This window comes from Solibacillus sp. CAU 1738 (assembly GCF_039888725.1).
GTDB lineage: Bacteria > Bacillota > Bacilli > Bacillales_A > Planococcaceae > Metasolibacillus.
The window spans coordinates 297,895-316,604 of sequence record NZ_JBDQQN010000002.1 but is presented as its reverse complement, the minus strand read 5'-3'; the positions used below and the strand labels follow the sequence as shown (position 1 = coordinate 316,604).

The window sequence follows — 18,710 nt, the reverse complement described above, 5'->3', positions numbered from 1 at the left end:
TTAGCTAGTCGATTAGCACTTTTGAAATTGATATTCTAAAGACGAAGGGGAGGATATCGATGATAGAAGTTGTAAATTTAACGAAAACGTTTAAAAAAGTACGTGCAGTTGACGAAGTAAATTTGTACATTGAGCCTGGAGAAATTGTTGGGCTTCTTGGACCGAATGGCGCTGGAAAATCAACAACAATTGCCATCATGTCTACACTCATTCAGCCGACGAACGGGGATGTATTGCTGCAGCATAAAAGTATTTTAAAAAATCCAGCTGCTTTAAGAAATCTGTTAGGAGTTGTCCCACAAGAAATAGCTTTATATGATGAGCTGACTGCTCGTGAAAATTTAGAGTTTTTCGGTAACATCCACAAAATACCACGACAAAAATTAAAAGAGCGGATTGATAAAGTACTCGTACAAATAGGCCTAGAAAATGAACGGAAAAAGCCTGTAAAACATTACTCAGGCGGGATGAAAAGACGGTTAAATATCGGTGTAGCACTACTACATGAACCAGAATATTTAATCATGGATGAACCAACTGTCGGCATTGACCCGCAATCGAGAAACTACATTTTAGAAACTGTGAAAAAGCTAAATAAAGAAGCGAATACAGCAATTATTTATACGAGTCACTACATGGAAGAAGTAGAGTTTCTATGTGATCGAATTTATATTATGGATAAAGGGCGAATTATCGCAGCAGGAACGAAAGAAGAAATTAAAGCTATTTTATCTTCAGAGAAAACGATCGTATTAAAGCTAGAAAAGCATTCAAACACTTTCGTAGATGCACTCATGAAGCAAGGTATTTTATCTAATATTCAAGTGAAAGAAGCCCATATTTCATTTAACGTTGCAAAAAATACGGATTTCCTACCGATGCTATTACCCTTATGTGAAGAGCATAACATTGTCATAAAAAGCTTCCATGTCGAAGAGCCAACACTTGAAGATGTATTTTTACATTTAACTGGCCGAGCTTTAAGGAACTAGGAGGGGGAAGCAATGTTTTTTGCACTTATTCAGAAGCAGTTAAAAATATTATTTCGAAGTCCACAAGAGTGGTTGGTTTTACTGTTAATGCCAATTGCGTTAATAACTATTATAGGTTTTGCGTTAGGCTCGTTAATGGAGGGTAGTACGGAAGCATTTAAGGTAAATATAGCAATCGTACAGCATGAAGATGAACAGCAAGAGTTTGCCGCATTTTTACAAGAAGCAAGTGAAATCATAGGCATGGATGAGCAAGTACAAAAAAGTCTCACACAAATGATGCCTATCTCGAAGCTGAAAGAATTATTGTTTGAAAATGAAGAAATGAAGCAATTCATGAATGTTACAAATATTGATCCTAAAGATATAGAAAAAGCGCATAGTAAAGGAGATTATGGCGCAATTATTGAAGTGCCGAATGGATTTACAAAGCAATTTTTCATGTCGATTTTCACTGAAGAAGAAAAACCAACTTTTAAAGTGTATTTAAATGATAATAAGGAAATTACATCAACCGTTGTAAAAAGTATTTTAGATTCATATCAATATCAATTTACACTCATGACCGAGTTGGCTACAAAAGACTTCATCAATGAGGATATTTCATTACCAACAGCTAATTTTTCATCATCTATTCAAACAATAAATCAGCAAGAGCCTGTATCAACGAGTGCGTATTATTCGTTTAGTATGAGTATGATGTTTATTTTGTATTGGGCAGGCACACTTGCAGGTCAGGCGTTTTTAGAAAAACATTTTCATATTTTTGACCGAATTATTTTAGCAAATATTAACCCCTCAATTTATTTATTAGCGATTATTGTCTCGACAGTCATTTTATCAATGCTTCAAATGTTCATTTTATTTGCATATGCTCATTTTATGTTCGATATTTCTTATGATCCTTGGCCACTTTATTTAATCATTACGTTTATGATTGCGCTTGTCGTTGGCACAATTGCAGCGCTACTTTCTGCTATTAATTATCGCTTCAATTCAATAGAAGCTTCCAATATCTTCGGATCATCCTTAGTAGCTATATTAGCTTTATTAGGAGGCAGTTTCTTTAATTTTAGTAGTTTTGCCCCTGCTATTGCGAAAATAGGTAGTTGGACACCAAATGGAGCGGCCCTACAAGGTTATTTAACGATTCAGCAAGGTGGCAGCTTTGAGCAAATTACACCATATATAGCGATACTAAGTATTCTAGCTACGATTTGTTTTATTATCGCCTTTCTACTGTTTCCAAGAAAGGGTGGTATCGCATGATAAACATATTAAAGACTAAATTTTTATTGTTAATGAGACGACCGGGTTCTTATATCACCATAACGATTGTTACTTGTATTTTCACTTATATAATGGGGATAGGGCAAGAAGCGAAGCAGCCTGTTGCTGTTCACTCAGAGCTCGATGAAGTGACAACGGAACAAGTAATAAATAAATTAGAAAAAATGATGAATTATGAAATAACGATATATAACAAAAGTGAAGCAACAAAACAAGTTAAATCTGGGCAAGTCGATGTTGCAATTTTTTTGCAAGAAAAAAACTATGATTTACTAGTTTCTATAGATTTTATGAACGCCACACTACTTCAAAATGAGTTGAATATGATCTATAGTGATATGCTACAACAGTCTGCTATCATAAATGCTTTTCCAGAAGAGAAGCAAGGAGAAATAGCTAATGTCATTGCACAATCTAAAACATCCCCGATATTTACAATTCAGTACACAAACTTTGAAAATGAAGAAGGGTTTAAATGGGATGGAAAGCTCCATAGTTTACTCGGGTTTACACTGTTTATGGTCATTTATACAGTAGCAAATGGTGTCAATCACATTGTGATGGAGCGAAGAAATGGTATATGGAATCGGTTAACTGTTTCTAGTATTCATAAGTGGGAAGTGTATGTAGCGAATTTAACTTATACATTTTTGTTAGGCTATTTGCAAATTGTATTAGTGTTTAGTATTTTTTATTTCGGCGTCGATGTTGATTTTTATGGGGGCTTCGCTAATAGCTTAATTGCTGTCATACCGTATTTACTTTGTGTTGTGGCGATATGTATTTTTGTTGCTTCTGTCACGAATACACCTGGGAAATTCAATGCAATAATGGTAGTTATCGCAGTTCCATTTGCGATGCTTGGAGGGGCTTACTGGCCATTAGAAATTGTCACTTCAAAAGTGATATTAGCATTATCTTATATTTCGCCAATCACTTACGGACTAGAAATATTAAAAGGTGTGACGATCAACGGTAGTACATTTGCACAATTATTCCAACCGCTCAGTTTACTTCTATTTATGACTGTAGTATTTATGGGTATTGGTATTAATGTGCTGGAGAGAAAAGATTAAGTTATCCGTAATTTTGAATTAATATGGGAGTAAAAAGGGGGTGTCCAGAAAGTTTTTACTTTCTGGACACCCCCTTCCCCCCTTTATATTGCTTCTGCGGTGGTCGCATCAAAATGCCACCATCCTCGTCGCAAAGGGTCCGTCTCAAAATGTTTTTTCAGACGTACCCTTTTGTATTTAACGAGTACGATTTTCACACTTTACTTAAAACTATTTTACGATACATACCATTCAACATGACAGGCTCATCTTGAACTACTTTAATATTATTACTTTTTTGTGCAATTATTTCTTCAAAACTGCGACCAATGTCTGTGCCTAATAAACTGATAAACGGTCTTAAAAGGATTTTTGGTAATGCTAATTTTTTGTTTGTAGGGGCAAATTTATCGAATACAACAATAGTGCCATGTTGATTGAGGACCCGCTCCATCTCTTTAAAACACATGCTAGCATCCGGTACAACTGAAAGGATGAGGCTAGCGATAATTAGATCGAATGATTCATTATCGAAAGTCATGTTTTGAGCATCCATTTCTAAAAATTGAATATTGGAGTTTTGAAATTTTACTTGAGCCTTTTCTAGCATGTTCGGTGAATAATCGATTGCCGTAATATTATGATATGCATAGTTAATTAACTCGATATCTGCACCAGTCCCAACACCAACAAAAAGAATTTTTAACCTTTCGTCCAAGTGGAAATCTTTAAAAATCTCTTTTCGCGCTTTTAAAAATACACCAGAATTAAAGAATTTATCATAAAATGAAGCGCCAATATTGTAAATAAACTTATTCCAGAAATTATTCACTTCAACCACTCCCAAAGTACATAATTTGGTAAGACAAAGGTTCTAATGATCGTGGTGATGTTCCTTTTGTAAATTTAAATTACAATAAAGCGAATTATCATGTTGATGTGAAGTAGTTTCCATTTGAATTGTTATATGATTAATTGATAAATGTTGCAATTGGTGCTCTATTTTCTGCAAGATGGATTGGCTTTCTTTTATAGTCATTGCATCATCTATTACGACGTGGCAGGAAAGGGCATGATGACCACTTGTAATAGACCAAATATGCAAATCGTGAATGGAAACAATACCTTTTGTCTCATGGAATAATTGAATGACCTCATCAACATTTACATTTGCTGGTGTGCCCTCCATTAAGACATGTAGCGCATCTTTTGTGACACGTAATCCACTCACTAAAACTAACGCTGCAACAATGACACTCGCTAACGGGTCTGCCCAGTTCCACCCAAAAAGCATTATGACAATTGCCGCAACAATCGCTCCAACCGACCCAAGCATATCACCAATAACATGTAAAAATGCTGCACGCATATTTAAGTTATCTTTCGTGTCTCCACCGCGCATTAAAATCCATGCTGCTAAAATATTGACTAGTAGTCCGATGATTGCGATATAGAGCATGCCACTTGATGCGACTTCAGGTGGATTTGTAAAGCGCAATATCGCTTCATAAAAAATATAAATAGCAATAGCGATAAGCGTAATACCGTTGAAAACAGCGGCTAAAATTTCGAAACGTTTATAGCCAAAAGTTTTATTAGCATTTGCTACTTTTTCACCAATTGAAAAGGCTAATATCCCTATGAAAAGTGAGATCGAGTCACTTAACATATGTCCTGCATCTGACAGTAAGGCTAAGCTGTTCGTCATAAATCCGCCGATTACTTCGACAATCATATAAATAGTAATGATAGTAAAGGCAATTAATAATGTTTTTTTATTGGCACTGTGCGTGTGATTATGATCGTGCCCTGCGTGATTATGTCCCATATGATTCCCTCCTACATATGTTTAGCGTGTTCGATAGTTTGCTGAAGTACATACATAACGTGCTCGTCGTCTTGTGAATAAAAAAGCGTTGTCCCTTCGCGCCGAAATTTAACTAATCGCATATTTTTCAAAAATCGAAGCTGGTGGGACACGGTCGATTGTTTAAGGTCTAAGTTTTCACTAATTTCATGCACTGCATATTCTTGTTTTGATAATAAATTTAAAATACGAATACGTGATGGATCTCCTAATGCTTTAAACGTTTGCGAAACTAAAAATAAAACTTCTTCATCTAAATCATCTACAGATTTTTCTTGAATATTTTTATTCATAGCAGTCATCCTTTCGAATTGTATTCATGAGTATATTTATATATGAACATCTGCTCATATATAAATATATGCTGTACTATGTTTTTTTGTCAACCAAATAATTGAACAATTCTTTTTTCTTGCTGATTGAAAAATTAAACTTGGTTCAGGAATAAATGTTTTAGAAAAGAAAATTTGGTTGGAAAAAGAAGGTTTGTTAGTTCAGAAAAGAGAAAAGGAGTTTATCACGTATTTTGGAGGGAAATATATGACAGAAACATCAATGCAAATGAAGTCGATTAAACAGCTTGGTGAATTGAAGTTAGTAGGTTTTAGGGTTTTATGTGCTGCTGATCAGTATATTGTTCAAATACCAAAAGCGTCAGTGAAATTAAGTGAACGAATTAGCGAAATTAAGCATGCCATCAATCCAATGAAACTAATTGGAGCATTTGTAGTGGACAAGGAATTTGATGAACAGGATGGTTACTGGGTTTGTGTTGAAGTTCAAGAATTTGAAAACATTCCAACAGACATGGTAGTACTAACAATCCCATCTCAAAAATATGCAGTTTTAAGGCATAGAGGGAAAAATGAAAAAATAATGGATTCCTATCAACACTTACATAAGTGGATTGAAGAAAAAAACTATGTAAGACTAAAAAATAAATGGCATTTAGAAATTTTTCATAGCTGGGAAAATAGCGGAAATATAGATGTAGAACTTTTTGATACGATAGATCACCAGGAGATAATTTACAATTCAGTCTATAATAAATAAAAGAAGGGGGAAGATTATTTTGAAACATTATGTAAATAAAGAGCATGCGATTTATGCAATGAGCGCAGAAAATGAACCAGTGTTAACCGTTCAAGATGGGGACACAATTACGTTTGAAACATATGACTGTTTTACGGATCAAATAACAGCTGAAGACCAAATCGTTGAAGCATTAGACTGGAATAAAATTAATCCAGCAACAGGTCCAATTTTTGTTGAAGAGGCAGAAGAAGGCGATGTTCTGGAAGTGACAATTCGTTCAATCGCTATTGGCGACACAGCAACACTTATGACAGGGCCCGATTTAGGTGTATTAGGTGATGTTCTAAAATCGACTACTATTAAGCGTGTTCCTATTAAACATGAAAAGCTATTATTTACTGATGACATTACTATTCCAATTAATAAGATGATCGGTGTTATTGGAACGGCTCCCAAAAAAGAACTTGGTTCGATTAGCTGTGGCGTTCCTGATTTCCATGGTGGCAATATGGATACAACAGCCATTACTGAAGGTACGAAGCTTTATTTACCAGTTAACGTGCAAGGAGCATTGCTAGCGTTAGGGGATTGTCATGCAGCAATGGGTGATGGGGAAGTATCCGTATGTGGTGCAGAAGTGCCAGCAGAAGTTACCGTTACCGTTCGTGTATTAAAAGAGCATCACATTCCAACTCCATACTTAATAAAAGATGAGTATATTAGTATGATTGCTTCTGCTAAAACATTAGATGAAGCAGCTGAAATGGCGACAAAAAATATGGTGAAAGTCGTTGAAACATTTGCAGAGTTAAATAGTGATGAGGCTATTCATTTACTATCATTAGCTGGACAATTACGTATTAGCCAAATTGTAGACCCGAATAAAACAGCGCGGATGGAATTACCTTTACGCTACTTGAAACATTTAAAATAAAATATTGCTAGTTTAGAGAGTTTACCGTCTATAATTGGACATGGCAAGCTCCAGAAATAGTCTAATTTAGGCGAGTCATTTTACTTAAATTAGACGTAAAATATCAAAAAACAAAAGGCCTTCAGAATGTGGCCATTCTGAAAGCCATTTTAATAAAATGGTTTATCCATTCGATATAAGTTTACATATCTTTCATATGATTGTAGCAATTGGTGATGAGTTCCTTTCATTTGAACGTGACCATTTTCCAAAAATACTATTTGATCCATCTTTTCAACTCCAACAAGATGATGGGTGATCCAAATTAAAGTTTTACCTTTAAGACTTGCAAATATTGTATTTAATAGATCTCGCTCTGTTACGGCATCAAGACCAACTGTAGGCTCATCTAAGACGACAATTGGTGATTGCTGAAGAAGTATTCTAGCTAATGCAATCCGCTGCCGCTCTCCACCAGAAAATCTACCACCTAATTCACGCATCCTTGTATGATATCCATCAGGTAGTGAGCTAATATAATCATGCATTTTAACTTGTTTTGCAACCTCTATTACTTCTTCGTCAGAAGCATTTGGATTTCCTAATCGAATATTATTCATAACCGAAGTATCAAATAAATGTGGTTTTTGTTGAAGAACAGCAATGAACTTATGAATATCATCGTGTAATTGTGCTACTGGTATATTGTTTATCGAAATACTACCACTTGTTGGGCTGATTGCATTTAACAGTAACTTAGCAATTGTGCTTTTGCCTGCACCACTTTTCCCAAGAATAGCAATTTGTTCTCCTTGAGAAATTTTTAAAGAAAAATCATTAAGAACAAGATAATCCACTTCCTGTCCATATGAAAAATCAACATTTTTTATATGGAGCGTTAATGATGGTTGTTTTAATAAATTCTCTACTACAGGGGCGTTATATTCATTCATCTCTACATTAGTTTGGTCAATACTATTCATACGAATCAATGAGTTTTCATAACTCGGCAATTGACTAACTGCTTCGGAAATTGGAGCAAAAGCTTCAATAACTGGGAATACAACTAAAACAAATGCAGCTATCCAAACATGAGTAAACACACCTGTATCAGCGCTATTACTTGCAAACCAAATCATTGTAAGAATGATTATAGTAACCATTACTTGAAATAAAAAATTACGTCTAAGATTAAAATGTTCAATTTCTGATTCTAATTGATCCTGCATCAGTTCTTGTTTTTCGTAGCTTTTTAAAAAATCCGCTTGACGTCCACTAATTTTCCAATCACTAATCCCCATAACCGCATCACCTAATCTCTTGTATAGTTCATTACGAGATTGTTTAATGCGAGCTTGTTTTTGTCTCATTACTAACAAAGATACTAAAGGAAACAGCACAACAAGGATAAATAAAAACAGTGCCATTAATAATGCGAATGGAATGGAGAAGAACCCTAATGCAATAACAGCAATCATATAGAGAATAAGCGCAATGACACTTGGAAAAATGGTTTTTAAATAAAGATTTTGCATTTGTTCTAAGTCATCTGCCAAGACTCCTAATAGGTCTCCTGTTGAAAAACGCGAACGTAAAGTTAAAGCTTGAACTTCTAACTTTTGATACAAACGAACTCTCATAGCTGATAGGAATTTTAGGACTAGATTATGGCTTGTTAACCTTTCTAAATAACGAAAAACAGGTCTAGCGATACCAAATGTACGAACTAGCACAATAGGTATATAAACCATAAGAATGTTTTCTGGTACTGTAGCGGATTTAGAAATTAAATATCCTGAAGTGAACATTAAAGCACTCGCGCTAAAAAACGTTAATGTACCAAGAAGTAAAACTAGGAAAAGTAATTTTTTATTTTGCTGTAAGTACGGTTTAATCCATGAATCGTTAAGAACAGCTTTTATCAATTGAAGTCTTTTAGCCATATTGTTCCTCCGTTCCATGCATTTGCGCTCGTATTAATTGTGTATAGGTACCATTTGCTTCAAGTAATTCTTCATGTGTTCCTGTCTCTACAATTTCACCATGATCCATTACAATTATATAATCCATTTCTAACATCCAATGTAATCGGTGGGTTGCAAAGAATACAAGGCGTTGATCTAATAAAGGAAGAATATTTTGTTTTAATTCCCATTCTGTTTCAATATCTAAATGTGCTGTTGGTTCGTCAAATAATAGGATTTTTCGAGACTTATCAAGAAATGCACGAGCAAGGGCTATACGTTGTTCTTGTCCACCACTTAATTCACGACCACTTTCACCAACCGGTTCTTCTAATCCATTAGGAAGTGATTCAATGACTTTAGAAAGTCCCGCATGATTACATGCTTCTTGTATTTCTTCGTTTGTGGCAGTAGGTGTATAGAAGCTTACATTATGAGCTAAAGTGTCATTGAAAATATACGGATGCTGCGGAATGTAAAGAACTTGTTCTTGCCATTGGTTTGTATCGAAACTTTTGATTGTTTCATTATTAATTTGAATCGAAGCCGATGTAGGATGTGCAAATCCACCTAATACATTTATTAATGTTGATTTTCCTGCTCCACTTGCACCAATAATCCCAACTTTTCCGAAACCTTTCCACGAAAAAGAAATATCCTTCAATGAAGATTGATTTGATTCATTATATTGCAGAGATAAATTTGTCACATTTAATGTAGAATTTTCATTCCACTGTGGAATTTCAGCAGACACATTTCTGTCTTGTTCGGGTAAATCAATAATATGATTAATAGCTTTCAGAGCGTTTTTTCCGTCTAATGTCGCGTGATAATCGGTACCAAAATCACGGATAGGTAAGAAATATTCAGGTGCCAAAATTAACACAGTCAGTGCTGGTAAAAGCATCATTTCTGCATTGATTAATCCTAATCCTAGAAAGAGTGCAACGATTGCAACTGATAAACTTGAAAAGAAATCTAACGCAAATGTTGATAGAAAAGCAAATCGCAATGCACCTATAGTTGATTTTCGGTATCTCTCACTTACATCCCTAATATTTCTATCATAGCGCTTACTTAATCCCAAGAGTCGTAACGTTTCTAAACCGCGCAAAGAATCAACAAAATGGTTAGAAAGCGTACGATAAGATTCATACTGTTTGTCTGCTTTTTTTTGTGCTGCAATACCTAGAATAATCATAAAAAAGATTAACGTAGGTAATACAACGATTAAAATAATAGCCGATTTTACATCTAATATAAATGTATAAGCAAGAATCATAATAGGAATTATAGCCATATTCATAACTTTCGGAATGAACAGCTTCAAATAGGTTTCAATCTGTGTAATTCCTTCAAGTGCCATCGTAATTAAATTACCTGTACCTTCAACTTCTGTTACATTCGGTCCTAATGTAAATAATTTCTTCGTAAATTGCTCACGAATAGTAGATCCTGCTTGCGAGGCAAAATGGGACATTCTTTGATCACGAAACCTAGTCAATAGCTGTCTAAATAAATAAAAAAGTGCAAATAAACAGATAGGGAGTAGCTGTAATGACAGCTTCTCCCCATTGAATAGATTTGTGATGGCTTGAGCCAAATACTTGGCTTGAAATATTATAGCTAAGCCTTGTAAAAAAGATATAAAGAACAAAAATAGTACAGTTGCTCGAAATCCTTTTAGCTTAAATAATGATTTGTCCATCATTTATAATTCACCGTGTCCTTATGTCTAATACGTTTACGGAAAACGTAATAGCTCCAAATTTGATATCCTAGAACAAATGGTAATAATGTACATGCAATCTTTGTCATTAATGATAGTGTATATTGACCGCTTGCAGCATTTGTAATTGTTAAGTTAAATGCTGGATCTATAGAACTAATCATTACTCGTGGGAATAACCCTACAAATAACATAGCTACTGTTAACACAATTGTTAAACCTGACATTGTAAATGCCCAACCTTCTTTACCTTTATTAGCAAAGATAAAGCCAAGTAGTGCTGCTAAAACGATAGCTACAAAAAATACTGGTGTTGCAATTGGACGGACTGTGAAAAGATCTGTATTAAAATACGTTAATACCGCAAATACAACAAGTCCCCCAAATAGACCAAAATATACTTTATTTAGTAACGATAGAGCACGTGTATGAACGGGACCGTCTGTTCGTAATCCGATAAATGTTAAACCGTGAACAAGGGTTAATAAAACAACTGCAATTCCACCCACTACAGAATAGACATTCACATAGTCAGTAAAAGTTGCCCACATTGTCATATTTTCATCAATAGGCATTCCGCGTAAAATACTTGTAAATAATACCCCAAGTAAGAATGGAGCAAGAACACTACCTCCAAAAATTAACCAATGCCAAATGTTTTTCCATTTCTCATTAATAGGGTGGTGGCTATATTCAATACCTACACCACGTGCAATGAGGGCTAATAAGAAGAACACAAATGGAATATAGTAACCGCTAAACATGGTAGCATACCAATGTGGGAATGCTGCAAATATCGCTCCTCCAGCTGTTAATAACCAAACTTCATTCGCATCCCAGAAAGGCCCAATTGTATTAATTAATTGCTCTCTTTCTTTTGAGTTTCGAGCAATTAAACGTGTAGACATCCCTACACCGAAATCAAATCCTTCTAAAAAGAAGAAACCTATAAACAATACAGAAACAAGGATGAACCAAATTTCATTTAATGTCATTTTCCGAATGCCTCCTTGCTTAATAAGTCAACATCTTCTTCTACATCAACTTGTCCATATGGATCTTTCTTAACAACACGAATCACCATATATACCATGATTCCACCTAAAATTAAATATGATCCACAGAAAACAATATTAGAAAAGAGTAGGTCACCTGCTGTTACATTTGGTGAGACAGATTGTGCAGTAGTGAACAGACCCATTACTGTCCAAGGTTGACGACCGATTTCTGTCATAATCCAACCAGCAGTATTAGCAATGAATGGCATTGGAATCATCCATATTAATGCCTTTAATAACCAAGGCATGCTATTTAGTTTGTTCTTTTTATTAAAGAATAATGCAAGCATTGCAGCAATAACCATTAAACCGCCAAGTCCAGCCATGATACGGAAGCTCCAGAAAACGGTTTTTACTGGAGGAATATAGTTTACTCCTTCACCATATAACTTTTCATAAGTCGCTTGAAGTGTTTTCATTCCTTCAACTGAACCTTCGAAATCATTATATGCTAACACGCTAAGCAAATATGGAATCTCAATGGACCAGTTATTCTTCATCTCTTCTGTATCCATATCTGCAATTATTGCCCAAGATGCCGGGTCTCCACTATCTTCCCAAAGAGCTTCACTTGCAGCCATTTTCATTGGTTGAGTTTCCATTAAATATTGTGCTTGTGAGTGGCCACTGAACGCAATACCGATGCCACTAATAAGTGAAACAATCATTGCAATATTTAAAGATTTACGGAAAAATTCAATGTTTTGTTTTTTGAGTAATTTATAAGCACTAATACCACCAACAAGTAAGCCACCAGTTGCTAATGCACCCAATACAACGTGTGGGAATTCAACCCATAATTGTCCGTTTTTTATAAGTGCCATGAAATCAGTTAATACTGGTTTACCATCAACGATTTCGATTCCAACCGGATGCTGCATAAATGAGTTTGCAGCCAAAATCCAAAACGCAGATAATAGCGTACCGATTGATACCATCCAAGCAGAAAATGCAATAACCCATTTAGGTAGCTTTTCTCTCCCGAAAATCCAAATACCGATAAATGTAGACTCCATAAAGAATGCTAGTAATGCTTCAATTGCGAGCGGTGCCCCAAATACATCCCCTACAAATCGTGAGTATTCAGACCAGTTCATACCAAACTGGAATTCTTGTAATATACCTGTTACTACGCCAATTGCGAATGAGAGTAAAAATATTTTCCCCCAAAACTTAGCCATGTCTAGATAAATTTGTTTCTTCTTAACAACATACAGTGTTTCCATGATGGCCACTATGAAAATTGTCCCAATAGACAATGGTACAAATAAAAAGTGGAAAATTGTCGTAGCTGCATACTGAAATCGAGCTAAATCAAGTACGTCCATGTTGTTTTTCCTCCTTTTTCAGCTAGTATTCAAACATCCTTCTCGCAAACTATTCTATTCCTAAGGTTTAATATTTTCTATACTTATACCAAGCATGTAGAAAGATAGACAAAAATCTAAAAAAATAATAAAAATTTGAGGTATATAATTTGATTTTGTTATTTATCTATAGTAATAATTATTATTTTAATAAAATCGCAATTGAGCCTAAAGACTCTTGGTGTTGGTTATTTTTATAGTTCTTTCGGTCTAACGTTGTATTATTTATACGATCGAGATAAGAAACAAGAAGGGGGCTTTTCGTCAATGAACAAAGTCGGCATTTATCAAAGTAAGCAAGATGTTCGTGTTGAAGAAAGAGAAATACCGAAAGCAGGACCGAGTGATGTGGTCATTCGCAATTTACGTGGCGGTATTTGTGGAACGGATATTAACATTATTAAAGCAGGAAACGAGATGGGTATTCGTTTTGGTCAAGAATTTGGACATGAATTATTTGGGGAAGTTATAGAAGTTGGCAGTGAGATAGAGGATATAAAAGTTGGTATGCGTGTAGGTGTAAATCCCATTACAGCTAAACGTGCAGGTCGTCGATATTCGCTAGAAGTAGGAGGTTTCTCTCAATATGTATTAATTGAGGATGCAAAACTCGACTACAACCTGTATGTATTTGATAACAATATTACACCTGAAGAAGGCGTATTAATGGAACCAATGAGTGTTGGATTCCACGGTGCATTTAGCATCGAGCCGAAAGTAGATGAAAATATTGTTGTTTTAGGTGCTGGTCCAATCGGTTTATCAGCCGCGGCCGGTTTAATCGGTGAAGGAATTAGTAATGTAGTTGTAGTAGATATCGACGATTGGCGTTTAGCTAACTCGTGAAATAGGTGCAAAAACGGTCAATACTAAAGAGCAATCACTAGCAGAAGGCTTAAATGCTCATTATGGTACAGTTAATGTATATGGTAATGAAATGCCAAATGTAGATGGTTTTGTGGATGCAGCAGGTGCACTAATACTGTTTGAACAAGTGATGCAAATTGTTAAGCCACATGCGCGTATTGCAATTATTGCAGTGTATAAACATGAGGTACCAATAAGCTTAGCACAAGTGATGAGTAAAGAAGTAAAAATTATTGGTGCGAGTGGTTACACACATGAAGATATTGTAAAAGTAGTTGCGCATATAAATGAAAAGAAAACACCGATTGCCACTATGGTGACTCAAGTATATAAATTAAATGAGATACAGCAAGCATTTGAAAAAGCTATTGAAGCGAACGAGACGATTAAAGTCGTCGTTGATTTAACGGAATAATTTTAAAAACCAGGTATTGGATTGTCGATACCTGGTTTTTATTTGTTAATCTTGTCCTTTTCCAATTAATGTATAATAGTAATGGTTGCATGAAAATCCAAAAAAATTTTCCAAAAATATAATGAACTTTTATCTTTTCCCATTTGTATAGTAAGTGAATATTCAATTGAGGAGGCATAAAAAGTGGAGCTAATATTGAAAGATATTGTGAAAAAATATGATGGAAAAGCGATTTTGAATAATATTTCTGCAACATTTAAACAAGGGTATTGCTATTTGCTATTAGGTGAAAATGGTGCGGGGAAATCGACGTTAGCAAAATGTATTGTAGGTGACGAGGATTATGATAACGGCACAATCCAGTTTAACAATTCATCGCAAAGTGTTGTAGACAATGCAGTCATACAATACCAGTCATTCGATAGCTATCAGCATTTGAAAATTCGAGAAGTCATTCGATTATTTGAAAAATTATCCAATCAAAATGTAGATTTAGAAGAATTGTATGAAATATTGGAATTGCAAACATTTGATCATGTGTTGCTGAAAAATGCTTCTGGTGGTCAACGAAAAGCGGTATCCATTTTCCTTGCCTTTTTATTGAATAAACGAATTGTCATTTTAGATGAGCCGTTCGCTGATTTAGATTTAATGAAGAAAAAGCAGCTCATGCATTTTTTGCAAAATGAAATGAATAAACAGGGGAAAATTCTCATCATTATTAGCCATGAAGTAGCTGGGTTTGAGACATTATTTGATTATGTATATATTTTGAAAGATGGCAAGTTCATTGAAAATGGGTCAAAGCAAGAGCTCGTTACAAAATATAAAAATACTGTTCTGGCAGGAATTGAGGGAATTTATTTTGAGGTGACTGGAAAAGTATTGGGAGGTAGAGCAGGATGATTACACAAATTTCACGTACGTTTATGCTTGAAAGTATGCGTAATACAGGGGTGACTTTAGGAAATATACTCCCCGCATTTACTTTTTTTATTTGCTCAATGATTTTTAAATTAACAATGACTGAAAATGAAGAAGTAGTAAACTTTTTAATTAAAGGACAGTTTCTCCCGATTTCAATATTACTTTTACTTTTCTCATTCGCATTTTCGAGTGCTACGATTTATTTAGCAGATATGAAAGCGAATAAGACTTTTAATTGGGTGAAGCGGACTGGTGTAGCACCGTCCACGTATTATGTTGGCATGGGCATTGGTGTTTTTACATTAGTGAATGTTTTTTTAGTACTGCTACTTGTTTGCTATTCTTTTTTAATAGCCTTATCATTTGTATCTTTTCTGAAAATCGTGTTCATTAGCAATTTTGTCTTGTTAGCATTGTATCCTCTAAGCTTTATATTGGCGGGGGTATTTAAAAATGGGAAAGTCGCTCAAAGTATGTTAGTGCCAATTATGATCTTGTTCATGTTTTCCATTACGATGCCGTCGATGTTTTTAACGATTGCAGATAAAAACCCACAAGATTATTACATCTTCTTAAGCTGGAATCCAATGCTTTATTTGCATGACAGTTTGCAATTGCATTTAAATATGGCAAATGAAACATGGCTTCCTGAGTATCGATATTTTATAATTTTAACAGTATTCAGTATTTTGTTGGCGGTTATTGCTAGAAAAGTTTATAGCTTAAGGTAGGTGCTACGTTTGGAAATTGGATGGATAATTTCACTTGTCATTATGGGAATCTGGACGATACTTCTATTAGCAATTATGATTCCTTTTGATAAAAAATATATAGTTCGTGAAAATAGAAAAATTAATTACAAGAAAACGACTATTTACTTGCGTTGGAATTTATTTGATACGATGACACTCATTATAGCTATTTACACAATTATTTGTGTGCAAGTGTTAAATTTCTTAATTATGGATGGTCAAACAGTTGACAATCCATATGTACAATTTTTCACAAATCAGTCACAGGCATGGGTCATTGTTATAGTTGGGTATTTTGTGACGCGCGTTTCTGTTACTTTAAAGTCGATAAAAGCTCATTGGGGGGATGAGCTCGATGAAAAGCAATGAAGAATGGATAGAGGCATATAAAAAGGGCGACATAGAAGCCTTTAATATGCTTTATCATAATTTATATGAAATGCTTTATTGCTTCTTGTTCCGTTACACCAGGGAAGAACAGCTTAGTATGGATATTGTTCATGATACGTTCGAAAGATTGCAAAAAACATTACACAGCTATGATGTAGAAAAGGGAACCGTAAAATCTTATTTGTTTCAAATTGCTTACCGGCTTCTTATTAATAAATTGAATAGACGAAAAAAGTGGCATTCATTTTTACCTTTTCTAGTGCCGACGTCGAATACTCAATTTTCAACAGATGAAAAGTTGGCGGTGCAAGAAGCAATCGCGAAGTTACCAGAAAAGCAGCGAGGGGTCATTTTACTAACGTACTATCATGATTTACCGCAGGAAGACATTGCACAAATTTTATCCATCCCGATCGGTACAGTTAAATCACGATTGTATAATGCCATTCAGTTTTTAAAAAATGAATTAAAGGAGGATTTTCATGCTGAAGGATGAATTTGACAAGGAACCGTCACTACAAAAAAGATTAGATGAATATGAAGTGAAAGTGCCTCAGTCTTTAGCGCATTTCAAAACGAATCGATGGCTTCGCTTTGTAGAGTATTTGGCATCTCCAACGAAAGATCCGTTAGAACAAGTACACTCCTCCTCATCAGGCTTTACTGCAATGCAAATAGTGCCGATTGCGAGTGCGGTGTTTATTACAATTCTTCAACTGTTGATTCATTAGGTTTTAGAGCTTACTAAACCGGTTATGGTCAATAGAATCGAAAATAAGGTCAATAGATTTTGAAATAAGGTCAATAGAATTCAAAATAAGGTCAATAGCATTCCAAACGTAGCGGTTGTATCCAAAACCTCACCTTATTTTATAGCACAGCCGGTTTTTCGTGTTAGTAAATATTGTTTTATTTGCTGTGAATAGTACTGAGGGATTGAACTTTTTTGAAAGTTTTTCGTATTTAACTATAATACGAAATCAATTGCTTGGAGTGATCAAAATAAACATCTTTGCTAAATTAAACATAGTTAGCATGCTGTTCGCGCTCTATATCGTTCTGAATATTCAACTATTATTAAATCAGTATCGAATAAGTAGAGTAACCGGTTTTAGCTTCGCCTTAACTGAAATCATTTCGCTACTATTTATGGGGACTAGTTTACTCATATTTACAATATTTGCTTGGAAATGTATAACGAAATATTTAGGCAAGCGTATCTCAAATTTTTTAATTGTATTGTTATGTTTACCGTATTCCTTGTTGTTTATGCGAGTGTTTGTATCATTGTTTCCAATTACCGACCGAGGAGAAATACCACCACCTATTGTAGGATTGATCATGATCGCTCTGCTTATTTTTTTCGCTTGTTATATAATCGTGCTTATTGCACTAGCAACTTTAAATGGTAGAAGTGAAGTAAATGTGTAAGGAGAGATTTTATGTCCATAGATGACGTAAGAAATGAGTTGATTTTTCAATACAATGATCGTCTGGATAAGAAACGCCCTTTAATAGTTGCTATAGACGGTTTGGGTGGGGCAGGAAAGACAACATTAGTGAAAGAAATCGAACACGAGCTATGCAGGACGCACAATGTTAGCATCATACATATTGATGATCATATTGTAGAGAATAGCAAAAGATACAATACTGACAATGAAGAATGGTATGAATATTATTTTTTACAATGGAATGTAGAATTGATAGTTGAGGCGTTATTTGCAAAGCTTCGAAGTAACTGTACGGAAATATTGTTTCCCTTTTATGACAAAACGAACGATAAGACGTTTGTAAAAAAGATCGCAATCCAAACTGATAGTATCATAATAATTGAAGGTGTTTTTTTACAAAGGGAAGAGTGGAATAGTTTTTATGACTACGTAATTTTTATTGATTGTCCTAAAGTAATAAGGCACGAAAGAATATTAAAAAGAGATTTATACATCGGGGATTCCGATGCAATTGTAAAAAAATATAAAACACGATATTGGCCGGCCGAAGATTATTATATGAAAAAGGTACAGCCTATTAAAAGGGCGAATATAGTTATTAATACAAATATGTGAACATCAAACTAGCAGGGGGA

Annotated in this window: 20 protein-coding genes; 13 read left to right on the top strand and 7 right to left on the bottom strand. The window is 34.7% G+C overall.

The window, feature by feature from the left end:
- The first annotated feature begins 59 nt into the window (after positions 1-59).
- The 3 genes from AAFN87_RS06620 to AAFN87_RS06610 are packed head-to-tail and all read left to right on the top strand — an operon-like array spanning position 60 to position 3,358.
- Positions 60-992 (top strand): ABC transporter ATP-binding protein, encoded by a 933-nt coding sequence (locus tag AAFN87_RS06620; RefSeq protein WP_347790254.1) that lies wholly within the window; start codon positions 60-62, stop codon positions 990-992.
- Between the two features lie 12 nt (positions 993-1,004).
- Positions 1,005-2,261, top strand: a complete 1,257-nt coding sequence (locus tag AAFN87_RS06615) for an ABC transporter permease (protein ID WP_347790253.1) — start codon at positions 1,005-1,007, stop codon at positions 2,259-2,261.
- Positions 2,258-3,358: an ABC transporter permease gene (locus tag AAFN87_RS06610; RefSeq protein ID WP_347790252.1), complete on the top strand. Its 1,101-nt coding sequence runs from the start codon at positions 2,258-2,260 to the stop codon at positions 3,356-3,358. Before AAFN87_RS06615 ends, AAFN87_RS06610 begins: the two co-directional genes overlap by 4 nt.
- Before the next feature lie 193 nt (positions 3,359-3,551).
- On the opposite strand, the gene AAFN87_RS06605 is transcribed toward AAFN87_RS06610, so the two are convergent.
- Genes AAFN87_RS06605 through AAFN87_RS06595 form a run of 3 tightly spaced genes read right to left on the bottom strand, consistent with a single transcriptional unit; the run spans position 3,552 to position 5,497 of the window.
- The gene (locus AAFN87_RS06605) at positions 3,552-4,169 is read right to left on the bottom strand and encodes a class I SAM-dependent methyltransferase (protein WP_347790251.1); all 618 of its coding nucleotides are present in this window, start codon (positions 4,167-4,169) and stop codon (positions 3,552-3,554) included.
- A 42-nt stretch (positions 4,170-4,211) separates the two neighbouring features.
- Complete coding sequence (locus AAFN87_RS06600) at positions 4,212-5,165, bottom strand: cation diffusion facilitator family transporter (RefSeq protein ID WP_347790250.1); 954 nt, start codon at positions 5,163-5,165, stop codon at positions 4,212-4,214.
- Positions 5,166-5,176: 11 nt separating this feature from the next.
- Positions 5,177-5,497 (bottom strand): ArsR/SmtB family transcription factor, encoded by a 321-nt coding sequence (locus tag AAFN87_RS06595; RefSeq protein WP_347790249.1) that lies wholly within the window; start codon positions 5,495-5,497, stop codon positions 5,177-5,179.
- Positions 5,498-5,744: 247 nt separating this feature from the next.
- On the opposite strand from AAFN87_RS06595, the gene AAFN87_RS06590 reads away from it, so the two are divergent.
- Both AAFN87_RS06590 and AAFN87_RS06585 read left to right on the top strand, forming a co-directional pair.
- Positions 5,745-6,257 carry a GyrI-like domain-containing protein gene (locus AAFN87_RS06590; protein ID WP_347790248.1) on the top strand — a complete coding sequence of 171 codons (513 nt, stop codon included), beginning with the start codon at positions 5,745-5,747 and terminating at the stop codon, positions 6,255-6,257.
- Between the two features lie 58 nt (positions 6,258-6,315).
- Positions 6,316-7,173, top strand: coding sequence for an acetamidase/formamidase family protein (locus AAFN87_RS06585; protein ID WP_347790829.1), 858 nt, complete (start codon positions 6,316-6,318; stop codon positions 7,171-7,173).
- Between the two features lie 149 nt (positions 7,174-7,322).
- Here AAFN87_RS06585 and cydC read toward each other — a convergent pair whose 3' ends face one another.
- The 4 genes from cydC to AAFN87_RS06565 are packed head-to-tail and all read right to left on the bottom strand — an operon-like array spanning position 7,323 to position 13,231.
- Positions 7,323-9,095 (bottom strand): thiol reductant ABC exporter subunit CydC, encoded by a 1,773-nt coding sequence (cydC, locus tag AAFN87_RS06580; RefSeq protein ID WP_347790247.1) that lies wholly within the window; start codon positions 9,093-9,095, stop codon positions 7,323-7,325.
- A complete protein-coding gene (gene cydD / locus AAFN87_RS06575) occupies positions 9,088-10,824 on the bottom strand; it encodes a thiol reductant ABC exporter subunit CydD (RefSeq protein WP_347790828.1) in 1,737 nt (578 codons plus the stop codon). The genes cydC and cydD overlap by 8 nt, the downstream gene beginning before the upstream one ends.
- A complete protein-coding gene (cydB, locus tag AAFN87_RS06570) occupies positions 10,824-11,840 on the bottom strand; it encodes a cytochrome d ubiquinol oxidase subunit II (RefSeq protein WP_347790246.1) in 1,017 nt (338 codons plus the stop codon). Before cydB ends, cydD begins: the two co-directional genes overlap by 1 nt.
- Positions 11,837-13,231, bottom strand: a complete 1,395-nt coding sequence (locus AAFN87_RS06565) for a cytochrome ubiquinol oxidase subunit I (RefSeq protein ID WP_347790245.1) — start codon at positions 13,229-13,231, stop codon at positions 11,837-11,839. Before AAFN87_RS06565 ends, cydB begins: the two co-directional genes overlap by 4 nt.
- A gap of 306 nt (positions 13,232-13,537) precedes the next feature.
- Between AAFN87_RS06565 and AAFN87_RS06560 the strand changes: the two genes are divergently transcribed.
- The 8 genes from AAFN87_RS06560 (at position 13,538) to AAFN87_RS06525 (ending at position 18,690) form a co-directional block, all read left to right on the top strand.
- Positions 13,538-14,116 carry a zinc-dependent alcohol dehydrogenase gene (locus AAFN87_RS06560; protein WP_347790244.1) on the top strand — a complete coding sequence of 193 codons (579 nt, stop codon included), beginning with the start codon at positions 13,538-13,540 and terminating at the stop codon, positions 14,114-14,116.
- 1 nt (position 14,117) lies between these two features.
- Positions 14,118-14,552: a zinc-binding dehydrogenase gene (locus AAFN87_RS06555; RefSeq protein WP_347790827.1), complete on the top strand. Its 435-nt coding sequence runs from the start codon at positions 14,118-14,120 to the stop codon at positions 14,550-14,552.
- 183 nt (positions 14,553-14,735) lie between these two features.
- On the top strand, positions 14,736-15,458 hold the full coding sequence (locus AAFN87_RS06550; RefSeq protein WP_347790243.1) for an ATP-binding cassette domain-containing protein: 723 nt from the start codon (positions 14,736-14,738) through the stop codon (positions 15,456-15,458).
- The gene (locus tag AAFN87_RS06545; RefSeq protein WP_347790242.1) at positions 15,455-16,210 is read left to right on the top strand and encodes an ABC transporter permease; all 756 of its coding nucleotides are present in this window, start codon (positions 15,455-15,457) and stop codon (positions 16,208-16,210) included. Before AAFN87_RS06550 ends, AAFN87_RS06545 begins: the two co-directional genes overlap by 4 nt.
- On the top strand, positions 16,211-16,600 hold the full coding sequence (locus tag AAFN87_RS06540; RefSeq protein WP_481886453.1) for a group-specific protein: 390 nt from the start codon (positions 16,211-16,213) through the stop codon (positions 16,598-16,600).
- Positions 16,578-17,117 (top strand): RNA polymerase sigma factor, encoded by a 540-nt coding sequence (locus AAFN87_RS06535; RefSeq protein ID WP_347790240.1) that lies wholly within the window; start codon positions 16,578-16,580, stop codon positions 17,115-17,117. The genes AAFN87_RS06540 and AAFN87_RS06535 overlap by 23 nt, the downstream gene beginning before the upstream one ends.
- Positions 17,104-17,352 (top strand): hypothetical protein, encoded by a 249-nt coding sequence (locus AAFN87_RS06530; RefSeq protein WP_347790239.1) that lies wholly within the window; start codon positions 17,104-17,106, stop codon positions 17,350-17,352. The genes AAFN87_RS06535 and AAFN87_RS06530 overlap by 14 nt, the downstream gene beginning before the upstream one ends.
- A 711-nt stretch (positions 17,353-18,063) precedes the next feature.
- On the top strand, positions 18,064-18,690 hold the full coding sequence (locus AAFN87_RS06525) for a kinase (protein ID WP_347790238.1): 627 nt from the start codon (positions 18,064-18,066) through the stop codon (positions 18,688-18,690).
- The last annotated feature ends 20 nt before the right edge of the window (positions 18,691-18,710 follow it).

Excerpts from the sequence above, each read along its gene's own strand:
- AAFN87_RS06620 (WP_347790254.1), top strand. The coding sequence starts at position 60 with ATGATAGAAGTTGTAAATTTAACGAAAACGTTTAAAAAAGTACGTGCA.
- AAFN87_RS06615 (WP_347790253.1), top strand. The coding sequence starts at position 1,005 with ATGTTTTTTGCACTTATTCAGAAGCAGTTAAAAATATTATTTCGAAGT.
- AAFN87_RS06610 (WP_347790252.1), top strand. The coding sequence starts at position 2,258 with ATGATAAACATATTAAAGACTAAATTTTTATTGTTAATGAGACGACCG.
- AAFN87_RS06600 (WP_347790250.1), bottom strand. The coding sequence starts at position 5,165 with ATGGGACATAATCACGCAGGGCACGATCATAATCACACGCACAGTGCC.
- AAFN87_RS06595 (WP_347790249.1), bottom strand. The coding sequence starts at position 5,497 with ATGAATAAAAATATTCAAGAAAAATCTGTAGATGATTTAGATGAAGAA.
- AAFN87_RS06590 (WP_347790248.1), top strand. The coding sequence starts at position 5,745 with ATGACAGAAACATCAATGCAAATGAAGTCGATTAAACAGCTTGGTGAA.
- AAFN87_RS06585 (WP_347790829.1), top strand. The coding sequence starts at position 6,316 with ATGAGCGCAGAAAATGAACCAGTGTTAACCGTTCAAGATGGGGACACA.
- cydC (WP_347790247.1), bottom strand. The coding sequence starts at position 9,095 with ATGGCTAAAAGACTTCAATTGATAAAAGCTGTTCTTAACGATTCATGG.
- cydD (WP_347790828.1), bottom strand. The coding sequence starts at position 10,824 with ATGGACAAATCATTATTTAAGCTAAAAGGATTTCGAGCAACTGTACTA.
- cydB (WP_347790246.1), bottom strand. The coding sequence starts at position 11,840 with ATGACATTAAATGAAATTTGGTTCATCCTTGTTTCTGTATTGTTTATA.
- AAFN87_RS06565 (WP_347790245.1), bottom strand. The coding sequence starts at position 13,231 with ATGGACGTACTTGATTTAGCTCGATTTCAGTATGCAGCTACGACAATT.
- AAFN87_RS06560 (WP_347790244.1), top strand. The coding sequence starts at position 13,538 with ATGAACAAAGTCGGCATTTATCAAAGTAAGCAAGATGTTCGTGTTGAA.
- AAFN87_RS06545 (WP_347790242.1), top strand. The coding sequence starts at position 15,455 with ATGATTACACAAATTTCACGTACGTTTATGCTTGAAAGTATGCGTAAT.
- AAFN87_RS06535 (WP_347790240.1), top strand. The coding sequence starts at position 16,578 with ATGAGCTCGATGAAAAGCAATGAAGAATGGATAGAGGCATATAAAAAG.
- AAFN87_RS06530 (WP_347790239.1), top strand. The coding sequence starts at position 17,104 with ATGCTGAAGGATGAATTTGACAAGGAACCGTCACTACAAAAAAGATTA.
- AAFN87_RS06525 (WP_347790238.1), top strand. The coding sequence starts at position 18,064 with ATGTCCATAGATGACGTAAGAAATGAGTTGATTTTTCAATACAATGAT.